Annotated in this window: 12 protein-coding genes; 9 read left to right on the top strand and 3 right to left on the bottom strand. The window is 34.2% G+C overall.

Annotation, left to right across the window (positions count from 1 at the left end; translation table 11 throughout):
* Window positions 1–17 precede the first annotated feature (17 nt).
* From hisH to E0I26_RS11645, 9 genes are all read left to right on the top strand, one after another.
* Window positions 18–599, top strand: coding sequence for an imidazole glycerol phosphate synthase subunit HisH (gene hisH, locus E0I26_RS11685; RefSeq protein ID WP_131916658.1), 582 nt, complete (start codon window positions 18–20; stop codon window positions 597–599).
* Window positions 600–646: 47 nt separating this feature from the next.
* Entirely contained in the window at window positions 647–1,372 is a 726-nt protein-coding gene (gene hisA, locus E0I26_RS11680; protein WP_131916657.1) for a 1-(5-phosphoribosyl)-5-[(5-phosphoribosylamino)methylideneamino]imidazole-4-carboxamide isomerase, read from the top strand.
* Between the two features lie 6 nt (window positions 1,373–1,378).
* On the top strand, window positions 1,379–1,684 hold the full coding sequence (locus E0I26_RS11675) for an NIPSNAP family protein (protein ID WP_131916656.1): 306 nt from the start codon (window positions 1,379–1,381) through the stop codon (window positions 1,682–1,684).
* 24 nt (window positions 1,685–1,708) lie between these two features.
* Complete coding sequence (gene hisF / locus E0I26_RS11670; protein ID WP_131916655.1) at window positions 1,709–2,464, top strand: imidazole glycerol phosphate synthase subunit HisF; 756 nt, start codon at window positions 1,709–1,711, stop codon at window positions 2,462–2,464.
* A 40-nt stretch (window positions 2,465–2,504) separates the two neighbouring features.
* Window positions 2,505–3,110: a bifunctional phosphoribosyl-AMP cyclohydrolase/phosphoribosyl-ATP diphosphatase HisIE gene (gene hisIE, locus E0I26_RS11665; RefSeq protein WP_131916654.1), complete on the top strand. Its 606-nt coding sequence runs from the start codon at window positions 2,505–2,507 to the stop codon at window positions 3,108–3,110.
* Window positions 3,111–3,240: 130 nt separating this feature from the next.
* Entirely contained in the window at window positions 3,241–4,377 is a 1,137-nt protein-coding gene (locus E0I26_RS11660) for an alpha/beta hydrolase (protein ID WP_131916653.1), read from the top strand.
* Between the two features lie 55 nt (window positions 4,378–4,432).
* Window positions 4,433–5,866 (top strand): leucyl aminopeptidase family protein, encoded by a 1,434-nt coding sequence (locus E0I26_RS11655; protein WP_131916652.1) that lies wholly within the window; start codon window positions 4,433–4,435, stop codon window positions 5,864–5,866.
* 3 nt (window positions 5,867–5,869) lie between these two features.
* Window positions 5,870–7,084: an ATP-grasp domain-containing protein gene (locus E0I26_RS11650; protein ID WP_131916651.1), complete on the top strand. Its 1,215-nt coding sequence runs from the start codon at window positions 5,870–5,872 to the stop codon at window positions 7,082–7,084.
* A 230-nt stretch (window positions 7,085–7,314) separates the two neighbouring features.
* A complete protein-coding gene (locus tag E0I26_RS11645) occupies window positions 7,315–8,970 on the top strand; it encodes a M1 family metallopeptidase (RefSeq protein ID WP_131916650.1) in 1,656 nt (551 codons plus the stop codon).
* 79 nt (window positions 8,971–9,049) lie between these two features.
* On the opposite strand, the gene E0I26_RS11640 is transcribed toward E0I26_RS11645, so the two are convergent.
* The 3 genes from E0I26_RS11640 to E0I26_RS11630 are packed head-to-tail and all read right to left on the bottom strand — an operon-like array spanning window position 9,050 to window position 12,078.
* Window positions 9,050–9,922 (bottom strand): sugar phosphate isomerase/epimerase family protein, encoded by an 873-nt coding sequence (locus E0I26_RS11640; RefSeq protein WP_131916649.1) that lies wholly within the window; start codon window positions 9,920–9,922, stop codon window positions 9,050–9,052.
* Window positions 9,923–9,941: 19 nt separating this feature from the next.
* Window positions 9,942–10,835, bottom strand: a complete 894-nt coding sequence (locus tag E0I26_RS11635) for a hydroxypyruvate isomerase family protein (RefSeq protein ID WP_131916648.1) — start codon at window positions 10,833–10,835, stop codon at window positions 9,942–9,944.
* A 25-nt stretch (window positions 10,836–10,860) separates the two neighbouring features.
* Window positions 10,861–12,078, bottom strand: coding sequence for a nucleoside permease (locus E0I26_RS11630; protein WP_131916647.1), 1,218 nt, complete (start codon window positions 12,076–12,078; stop codon window positions 10,861–10,863).
* Window positions 12,079–12,105 lie beyond the last annotated feature (27 nt).

The raw sequence follows: 12,105 nt of genomic DNA, 5'->3' as shown, positions 1-12,105 counted from the left end.
TTAATGGTTAAAAAGAAATGAAAATTGTCATCATAAATTACGGATCAGGAAATATTCAAAGCATTATGTTTGCCATCGAAAGATTAGGATTCAAAGCCGTTTTGAGTAATAATTCTGACGAAATTAAGGCCGCTGATAAAGTTATTTTTCCAGGTGTTGGTGAGGCGAGTTATGCCATGAAAATGCTTCAGCAAAGCGGTTTGGACACTTTAATTCCAACCTTAAAACAACCCGTTTTGGGAATTTGTTTAGGCATGCAATTGATGTGCAACAAATCGGAGGAAGGGAATACAAAAGGTTTGGGAATTTTTGATGTTGATGTGATCAAATTTACGCCAAAAGTGAAAGTGCCACAAATGGGTTGGAACCAAATATACAATCTGAAATCGCCTTTATTTAGTGGGATTAATGAAAACGAATATATGTATTTAGTACATAGTTTTTATGCTCCGAGCTGTCCCGAAGCTATTGCTACAACAGATTATGAAGTTGAATATGCCTCAGCTTTGCAAAAGGATAATTTCTACGGAACACAATTTCATCCTGAAAAAAGTGGTGATGTTGGGGAACAAATCCTTGGAAATTTTTTAAAACTTTAAGTTGAGTCTTTAAGACTTTCGACTTTCAAACTTTAAGACTAATTAAAATGAGAATAATACCTGCAATAGATATCATAGACGGAAAATGTGTCCGCTTATCAAAAGGCGATTACAATACCAAAATCATATACAATGAAAATCCACTTGAAGTGGCGAAATCCTTTGAAGCACATGGAATAGAATATTTACATTTGGTCGATTTGGACGGTGCAAAATCAAGCCAAATTGTTAATTATAAAATATTGGAACAAATTGCCTCTAAAACCAAATTGAAAATTGATTTTGGTGGCGGATTAAAATCAGACTCCGATTTGAAAATTGCTTTTGAAAGTGGTGCAAATCAAATTACCGGCGGAAGTATTGCCGTGAAGAATAGGGACCTATTCGAAAAATGGATTGCGGAATATGGTTCTGATAAAATTATTTTGGGAGCAGATGCTAATAATGAAAAAGTAGCTGTTTCAGGTTGGTTGGAAGATTCAAATGAAGACTTGATTCCATTTATTCAAGACTACCAAGGCAAAGGAATTCAGTATGTGATTTGTACGGATATTGCCAAAGACGGTATGCTTGAAGGACCAAGTTTTGATTTATACGCTAAAATTTTGGCGGAAGCCAAAGGGATAAAACTAATTGCTTCAGGAGGAATTTCTACTTTTGATGAATTACCCAAAATAGCCGAATTGGGTTGCGAAGGAACCATAATCGGAAAGGCAATTTACGAAGGAAGAATTTCATTGAAACAATTAGAAAATTATATAATCAACAAATAATAAAACATGATAACTTGTTATTTAAAATATACGATCGATCCTTTTCAATTGGATGTTTTTGAAGATTATGGCAAAAGATGGATTAAGTTAGTTAATCGTTTTGGAGGACAACATCATGGTTATTTCATGCCTTCTGAAGGAGCAAATAACATAGCATTTGCCATGTTTTCGTTTCCTAACTTATCCGAATATGAAAATTACAGAAAACTAATTTTGGAAGATCAAGAATGTATAGAAGCTTTTAAAATTGCAGAAGATACAAGATGCATATTGAGCTATGAAAGAACCTTTTTGCGCCCAGTATTTGAATAAAAAAGACTTTTAACTACAAACAATATGCTTACAAAAAGAATTATTCCCTGTCTCGACATAAAAAACGGAAGAACCGTAAAAGGTGTTAATTTTGTGGACTTGCGTGATGCAGGTGACCCCGTGGAATTAGCCAAAATATACTCGGATGAAGGAGCCGATGAATTGGTTTTTTTGGATATTTCGGCAACGGAAGAAAGAAGAAAAACCTTGGTGGATTTGGTGCGAAAAGTGGCTTCGACGATTAATATTCCGTTTACCGTTGGCGGTGGAATTTCATCGATTGAAGATGTTGAAGTATTATTGCAAAACGGAGCTGACAAGGTTTCTATTAATTCATCTGCTGTGAAAAACCCGCAGCTGATTAATGATTTGGCACAGAAATTTGGAAGTCAATGTGTTGTTGTTGCCATAGATGCCAAACAAATTGACGGACAATGGATTGTTCATTTGGTGGGTGGAAAAGTTCCTACCGAATTGAACTTGTTTGATTGGGCAAAGGAAGTGGAGCAAAGAGGAGCCGGCGAAATCCTGTTTACCTCGATGGACAATGACGGAACCAAAAATGGATTTGCTAACGAAGCTTTGGCAAAACTTTCGGACTTAGTCAATATTCCTATTATAGCTTCTGGTGGTGCAGGTAACATACAGCATTTTATCGACACATTCAAAAAAGGAAAAGCTGATGCCGCATTGGCTGCAAGTGTATTTCATTTTAAAGAAATTGAAATCAAAACATTAAAAATAGCCCTTAAAAACAACAACATTGAGGTTAGAATTTAAGTCTTAATACTTAATTCTCACTACTTAATACTTAAAAAAAATGAACATAGATTTTTCAAAAAATACAGACGGATTAATTCCTGCCATAATTCAAGATAGTGAAACTAAAACGGTTTTGATGCTGGGTTTTATGAATGCCGAAGCGTATCAAAAAACGGTTGATACTAAAAAAGTAACTTTTTATAGTCGTACCAAACAAAGACTTTGGACAAAAGGAGAGGAAAGCGGTAATTTTCTCAATCTGATTGACATCAAAAACGACTGTGATAACGATACTTTATTGATACAGGTAAAACCAGAAGGGCCAATATGTCACAAAGGAACGGATACCTGCTGGAATGAAGAAAACAAAGCTGCTTATGGATTTATTTCAAATTTAGAAGATACCATCCAACTTCGAAGAGAAAATGTGGATTCTGAAAAAAGTTATGTTGCTTCCTTATTTAAACTAGGGATAAACAAAATTGCCCAAAAAGTAGGTGAGGAAGCGATTGAAGTGGTTATTGAAGCCAAAGATGACAATGATGATTTGTTTTTGAGCGAAAGTGCTGATTTGCTTTTTCATTACCTTATATTGTTGCAAGCCAAAGGATTTAAGCTGAATGATGTTGTTGAAGTCCTAAAAAGTCGCCAGAAGAAAAATTAGTTTACTTCATTTTCATATTTAAACCCAATAGTAAATAATATACTATTGGGTTTTCTTTTTTCTTTTATTTCAAATTGCAATCCACTATATTTACTATTATTTTAAAATTTAAAGTACCACAATGCAAGTGATGAATTTAGATAATACCACATTGACACAAGAATTAAACGATCCAATATTAAATACGGGACTATATATAATCCTTACAACTGACGAAGATGATGCAAGACCTGTTTATATTTCAGGGAATTTCAATAATTGGCGTACGCAGGACAAAGAGTTTATGATGGAAAAAATTGGCAATAACTTATACCATTATAAATTTTTACACGATTTTGATTATCCTGTCGCCCTTTTGTATAAATTTACTAAAGGGGATTGGAGTGAAGTTGAGATTGACAGCCACGGCAATCGTACCGAAAATCGTTCGACACTTAATCATACTGGTATTCAAAAAGAACATGTTGCCAGATGGCGAAAAAATTGGTTGCCTTTTAAACAATCATTTTTGCCGCAAGTTCAGCTGATATCGGATGAATTTGAAATCCCGCAACTTAATAAGACCAGAAAAATTTGGGCTTTGCTGCCACATGATTATGACAATTCAAGTGAAAGTTATCCCGTGATGTATTTGCAGGATGCCCAAAATTTATTCAATGAATCAGCCGAATTTGGAAATTGGGAAATTGATAAAAAACTGGCTGTTATGTCAGAATATAAAATTGGAAAAATTATCATTATTGCCATAGAGCACGCCGAAGAAGATCGTGTAAAAGAATACAATGTTGGGAAAACAGTTTTGGGAAAAGGACAAGGCAAGAAATACATCCGTTTTGTAACTGATACGCTAAAACCATTTGTTGACAGTAATTTTAGAACCAAAAAAGAACGGGAATTTACGGGAATAGGAGGAAGCTCAATGGGCGGATTGGTTAGTATTTTTAGCGGATTAAGAAATCCCGAAGTTTATGGTAAATTAATGATTTTTTCACCATCACTTTGGGTAGTTCCGGAATTAAAAATCAATTCTGATAAAGCTAATGCTGCCGATACCAAAATCTATTTGTATGCTGGTGGAGATGAAAGCGAAACCATGATTGAACTCATAAAAAGTTTTAAAAAGAATTTGATTTCAAGCGAATTTGTAAAAGACAAATCAAAGATTAATCTAAGCATTAACAGGCAAGGGAAACATAGCGAAACCTATTGGAGTGATGAATTTCCAAAAGCAATAGAATGGTTATTTTTTAATACAAAAGAGTCGTAGAGATGCGATTCATAGTGTCTTGAATTAATAAGGGAGAAAAAAAAGAAAAGAACAAATGAAAACAAATACATTACAGAACGCAACTGATTTTTCAGGAACAATTTTGATTCCGGTTTTTGAAACGTATTCAAAAAGTATTGTTCCTATAACTTATAATGGACTAGAAGTAACATCAAAAGTTTTTTTTGGAAAAAAAGACACTCATTATTTAGCCGAAAAAAATAACAATACGTATGTTTTTATTGGCTTGGGAAAAGAGACGGATTATAAATCATTAAAGACTATTTTTCGTCGTATTTCATCGAAACAAAAAGAAGATTTCAGTTCGAATGTAGCTTTAGTTATACCGGAACAATTTACTCAGGATCAGGTGGAAGCTATGATTTCGGGACTATTTTTAGGAACGTATGATTTAGGTCATTTTAAATCGGAGAAAAGCGGACATCCTTTTTTAGATCCTGATTTTACATTGAATTTACTTTCTGAAAAAGATCATTTGGCTACAGCCAAAAAAGCCATAAAAATTGCCAAAGCGCAACTGGCAATCCATAATTTAGTTGATTTACCCCCAAATACTGTTAATCCAAAATATCTAGCAAATTGGGCTAAAGAAACGGGTGAAAAATATGGATTTGATGTAGAAGTTTTAGGTCATGATGCTTCAAAAATAGTAGGTCTGGGAGCGTTTTTGGCGGTAGGGAAAGGAAGTGAAAATGAGCCACAATTTATCATTATGAATTACACTCCTGCAGCCGAAGTGAAACACATAAAACATGTTGGATTGGTGGGGAAAGGAATCACCTTTGATACCGGTGGATTAGATATAAAAACAACCGGAATGCTTCATATGAAATGTGATATGGCCGGAGCTGGAGCCGTTCTTGGAGCAATGCAACTCATTGCTGATTTACAATTACCCGTCAAAGTAACTGCAATTGTTCCTTGTGCCGAAAATTCAGTGGACGCCAAATCATTTTTACCCAGTGATGTAATTCACAGTTACAGCGGACATTCGATAGAAATTATTGACACAGACGCTGAAGGTAGGCTCATTTTAGCGGATGGATTATCGTATTTGATTAAAAATTTCAAACCAGAATACATTGTGGATATCGCCACACTTACCGGAAGCAGCGTTGGTACTTTTGGGTATGAATGTGGTGCTTTGTTTACTAATAATGCAGAAATGGCTAAGAAACTACAAGAAAACGGAGATGCAATTGGAGAGCGTTTGTGGCCTTTACCGCTTTGGGATGTTTATAAATCAGATATTGAAAGTGATATTGCCGATGTAAAAAATTATAGCGGGAAACCAGTTGCCGGAGCAATAAGCGCCGCTAAATTTTTAGAATATTTTACCCAAGAACACAAAGCTTGGGCGCATCTTGACGTTGCAGGTGTAGCATTTGGTGATGATGAATTTGCTAAAAGTAAACATGCAACAGGATATGGAGTTCATTTATTAACCAAATTCATTGAAAATTTGTAACCTATGGAAAACTCTAAAACCTTCCTTTGTATTTCAAATTATTTCAAAGGTGCCGATTTTTTAATTAATTTAAAAAAACTAGGCAACAAAGTCTATTTAGTGACGAGCGAAAAACTGAGAGACAAACCATGGCCACATCAACATATTGATGAGATTTTTTATATGGAAGGGCAAGATGTCGATTGGAATTTAGAACATCTGTTGTTAGGCGTTGGTAATTTTATGAAGTCAACTAAAGTTGATGCTATTGTTGCTTTGGATGATTATGATGTCGAAAAAGCTACGTATCTCAGGGAAAACCTCCGTATTGACGGGATGGGACAAACTACAGGACGCTATTTTAGAGATAAACTAGCGATGCGCATGAGAGCCAAAAGTTGTGGAATTCCTATTCCGGCTTTTTGTTCGTTATTTAATGATCATGATATTAATACTTTTGCAGATACTATTCAAGCTCCATGGGTTTTGAAACCACGATCAGAAGCTTCGGCTGCAGGAATTATAAAAATATTTGACAAAGAGAGTTTGTGGATCCATATCAATGAAATGGGGAATAACAGATTTAAATATTTATTAGAACAATTCAAACCCGGCGATGTGTATCATTGTGATAGTTTGATTTCGGATAGCAAAGTAATCTTTAGTTTGACTTCAAAATATTTAGCTACACCGATGGAAATTTCACAAGGTGGCGGCGTTTTTCGTTCGGCTACTATTAAATACGATTCAGAAGATGATAAAGCAATGAAAAAGTTAAATGAAGAAGTATTGAAAGGGTTCGGATTGAAACATGGTGCCGCACATACTGAATTCATAAAAAGCAATGAAGATGGTCAAATCTATTTTCTGGAGACTTCTTCAAGAGTAGGAGGAGCACATTTGGCTGAAATGGTAGTCGAAGCTTCTAATATTAATTTATGGAAGGAATGGGCGGCTATTGAAGACGCATTGGTAAAAGGAACAAAATACATTTTACCAAAAGTAAAAAAAGGATATGCCGGAATTGTTTTGACCTTATCAAAATTTCAGCATCCTAATTTATCTTCGTTTTCAGATCCGGAAGTTTGTTTCAGAGTTCCTTTAGAACATCATGCAGGACTTATTGTAAAATCAGATAATCAAGAAAGAGTTTTAGAATTATTAGAAGATTATGGGAATCGCTTAGCCAATGATTTTACTGCTATAATAGAACAAAATAAGGTAACCAACCTGCATTAATTTTTAATGCATAAAGTATAAAAAGCGACTATTTCAATAGAGATAGTCGCTTTTTATTTAAAGTTTACTTCATCAGTAAATGCATGAATGACAATCATTCCTCAGTTTGGATTCGGGGAAAAGAAAATAAATTTATACAAGAATATGTTCAGGTATATGCTGAAAAATAATTTTTTGGAGTCCTATATTTATAATATTATAAAGTTTATTTTTGTTCAAAATGATTAATTATGAAAAAACAGTTTAGTATTATTTTTATCACATTTCTATTTTTTAATGGTGTAAATGCACAAGGTTTACTAGGAAAATCGGAGCAAATATTTACCCGACAAGATACTTTGCGCGGTAGTATCACTAAAGAAAGAGCGTGGTGGGATGTGAAATACTATCATCTTAATATTAAAGTAAATCCTACAGACAGTACAATTTCAGGCTCTAACACCATTCGATATAAAGTGTTGGAAGAATACAATACTATGCAAATTGACTTGCAAAATCCAATGAATATTTATAAAGTTATTCAGGATGGCGTAGCTTTAAAATATAGAAGAGAAGGAAATGCATTTTTTATTGAATTAATTGCTCCTCAAACAAAAGGTACAATAAAAGAACTTACCATATTTTACGGAGGAAAGCCTAAAGTAGCTGTTAATCCGCCATGGGATGGTGGAATTACTTGGAAAAAGGATACTAATGGAAATCTATTTATTGCTTCTTCCTGTCAAGGATTGGGAGCCAGTGTTTGGTGGCCTAATAAAGATCACATGTATGACGAAGTGGATACTATGTTGATTAGCGTAAATGTCCCAAAAAATTTGATGGATGTTTCTAATGGTCGTTTGCTAAGTGTTAAACAATTAAAAGACGGAACCAAAACCTATAATTGGTATGTATCAAATCCTATCAATAATTATGGTGTAAATATCAATATTGGTGATTATGTTTCCTTTTCAGAAAAATATAAAGGCGAAAAAGGCGATTTAGATTGCAACTATTATGTTTTGAGAGATAATCTGGCGAAAGCCAAAAAACAATTTCAAGATGTTCCAAGGATGCTGAAAGCTTTTGAGCATTGGTTTGGACCGTATCCATTTTATGAAGACAGCTACAAGTTAATTGAAGCTCCGTATTTAGGAATGGAACATCAAAGTAGCGTAACGTACGGGAATGGTTTTCAAAACGGATATCGAGGTAGGGATTTAAGCGGAACAGGTTGGGGTTTAAAGTTTGATTTTATTATTATTCACGAATCTGGGCATGAGTGGTTTGCCAATAATATCACGTATAAAGATATTGCTGACATGTGGATTCACGAAAGTTTTACGAATTATTCTGAAAGTCTTTTTGTAGAATATTACTATGGAAAAGATGCCGGATTTGAATATGTGAGAGGGACAAGAAAAGGAATAAATAATGACAAGCCAATTATAGGGAACTACGGTGTAAACAACGAAGGTTCTGGTGATATGTATCCAAAAGGAGGGAACATGTTGCATACTTTACGTCAAATTGTAAATGATGATGAAAAATGGAGAGGAATGTTAAGAGGTTTGAACAGTACTTTTTATCACCAAACCGTTACTACAAAACAAATTGAAGATTATTTAAGTCAGCAAGTTGGAATCAATTTATCAACCGTTTTTAATCAATATTTAAGAGATACTCGAATTCCAACATTAGAATATTTTTTCAAGGATAATCAAGTGGGATACCGCTGGACAAATTGTATTTCTGGTTTTAATATGCCTGTCAAAGTAACTCTGAATGGAAAAGAAGAATTACTGAAACCCGAAACGGAATGGAAGAATCTTCCAACGATTACTGAAAATTCAAAACTGGAAATAGACAAAAATTTTTATGTTGCAGGATTTAATATAACGGAGTAAAATAAGGGATAGATTCAACTAAAAAAGATGCATTCTAATTATTAGAAATGCATCTTTTTTAGTTAAAGAATAGTATGGTTTACAACAAATATTTTTCTAGATAAGCACAACTTGTTTTTACAGATTCTATTGGATTTGGATAATAATTAGTTTCATGTTCCACAAAGAAGTGTTTCATTCCTGAAAGTTTCGCTTCAGCAAAAATGGCTTTAAAATCAATCGCGCCTTTCCCAATTTCTGTATTTAATTTTGAATCCGTTTTATCCATGTCTTTTACATGCCACATTGTAAAACGCCCTGGATTTTCTTTAAATAATTTTAACGGGTTATTTCCGGAACGAACCGCCCAATACAAATCCAATTCAAAATCAACTAATTTTTTATCAGTTTCATTCAACAGAATTTCATAGCCCGTTGTATTTCCAAAAGTCTTAAATTCAAAATCATGATTGTGGTAGGCTAATTTTAAACCTGCATCTTTACAAAGTATTGCGGCTTCATTTATCTTTAAAGCCGTTTTCTTGTAACCATCAGCATTAGTTCTCACGGACTCTGATAACCAAGGAATTGTTAGATATTCGCTTCCAAGGATATTCGCGGTTTCAATTGAAGCCTTTAAAAAATCGGAATTATTCTTATCTATGAAAGAACTAAAATCATAATGGCCGCTGGTTGCTTTTAATCCATTATCGGATAAAATTGCTTTAAAGTCTTTTGCAGACGTACCAAAAAAGCCATCCTTTGCAGAAAACCCATAGGTTTCAACCTCCTTATATCCTGCTTTTACCACTTGCTCCAAAACGCCTTTCACATCTTTTGGTAATGATTCTCTCAAAGAATAAAGCTGTAATCCGATATTTCGTTTTTTGATGCCAAAAGCAAATGTAGGCGCAATGGCTAATGCACCTAATGCTAAACTGGCATTAATTAAAAATTCTCTTCTTTTTATCATGAGTTATTTTTTAGATTCGTTAAATATCACATATTGCTATAGCCTGTTTCAATGAAGCTAGTTTATCCGGATTTTTAGGAATAAATTCTTGTCCTACAAATCCCTTAAAACCAGTTTTTGCAATCGCTTTCATGATTGCAGCATAATTGAGTTCCTGAGTTCCGTCAATTTCATTTCGCCCCGGAACGCCTGCAGTATGGTAATGTGCAATATATTGATGGTTATCTCTTATGCTTCTAATCACATCACCTTCATCAATTTGCATGTGATAAATATCATAAAGCAACTTGAAATTTTCAGAATTTAATCGTTTCGCTAATTCCACTCCCCATGAGGTTCTGTTGCATTGGTAATCTTTGTGGTCAATTTTGCTGTTTAGCAATTCCATGACAAGGATTATATTATGCTTTTCGGCCAAGGGAATTAGTTTTTGCAAACCAATAACACAATTATTCCAACCTTCTTCATCCGTTTTTCCTCTTCGGCTTCCGCTAAAGCAAATTAGATTCTTATAACCGGCTTTTGCGACAAGCGGAATCATTTCAGTGTATTTTTTTATCAGAGTCTCATGAAATTGAATGTCATTGAAACCATCTACTAAATTAATTTCGGCACCATTACACATTGTAGAAACCAAATCATATTTTTTTAGAGTAGGCCAATCTTTTGGTCCAACTAAATCAATCCCGGTAATCCCCATTTTTTTTGATTCGACGCATAACGTGTCTAAATCGATGTCACTAAAACACCAGCGGGAAACGGAATGGTTTATATTTCCTTTCAACATACCTAATTGTGTTTCTGTTTCATTTTTTTGCATAGCCAAAGCAGAAAATCCAGAAGGAATTCCAAAAGCAGCTGTTGTCGCAAGTAATCCTTTTATTGCTGATCTTCTATTCAAATTAGTGCTCATTTGTTTCTATTTAAATTACTCGAATTTATTCTTCGATCTTTATTTTATGTTTCTCTTTAAAAAATACAAAAAACAGTAACGAAATTCCTATTGCAAACAAACATGGAAAAATCCAAATTTTATTCCAATTGTGCATACCGGCTTCCATTGAATTTTGATCGACAATTAATCCGGCAACATAAAAACCAATATACATTCCAACACCATAAGTCGCTAATGTAATTAGACCTTGTGCAGAGGAACGTGATTCCTTACCTGCTTTTTGGTCTGTGTAAATTTGACCTGTTACGAAGAAAAAATCATAACAAATACCGTGTAAAGCAATGGCAACATATAACATCCAAATATTGCTTTCGGCATCGCCATAAGCAAACAATAAATAGCGTAAAACCCAAGCAAGCATTCCTATCAAAAGCATTTGTTTTATTCCAAATCTCAAAAAGAACAGTGGCATTAAGAACAAAAATAAAGTTTCAGACATTTGTCCTATAGTCATTTTTGCAGCAGCACTTTGCATACCAACTTCATTCAAAAATTGATTCGCCTGTCCATAATAAAATGCTAATGGAATACAGATTAATATCGATGCGATAAAGAAAATCAGATAGTTTTTGTCTGCCAAAACTTTGAGTGCATCCAGACCAATTGTTTCTGAAAAACTTACTTTTTTTCCTGCTTTTGGCGGTGGTGTGTTTGGTAAAAAGAAGCAATACACACCAAATCCGGCAGAAACTATAGCAGAAATCAAAAAGGTAATATTCAAGCTTTCTGGTGAAGATTCCCAAGCCATCCAGCCGATTATTAAACTCGCAGCAATCCAACCTATAGTTCCCCAAACTCTAATACTTGCGAATTCTTTTTCTGCATTAGTCATCTGATTTAAGGAAATTGAGTTAACTAAAGCCAAAGTTGGCATGAAAAGAATCATGTAAACTAATAGCAAGGAATAAAACGAATCAAAATCGGTTTGGATAGAAATCAGGTATAAAATAATGGCTCCCACAAGATGCAGAACACCTAAAATCTTTTGAGCGGCGAAAAATTTATCGGCAATCATACCTACAATAAATGGGGCTATTATTGCTCCTAAACATTGTGTACCGTATGCCAAACCTGTTTGTGTACCGGAAGCCATTATGCCGCCCTTGGTTAAATAGGTTCCCATAGTTACAAACCAAATTCCCCAAACGAAGAAATTGAAAAACATCATGGCCGATAGTTTAATTCTGACAGTAGTATTCATTTAATTATTGATTAAAAGATTGGTTGA

It is taken from the genome of Flavobacterium rhamnosiphilum, assembly GCF_004349195.1.
GTDB classification, from domain to species: Bacteria; Bacteroidota; Bacteroidia; order Flavobacteriales; family Flavobacteriaceae; genus Flavobacterium; species Flavobacterium rhamnosiphilum.
The sequence above is the reverse complement of the archived record's forward strand: the minus strand, read 5'-3'. Positions and strand labels throughout refer to the sequence as shown.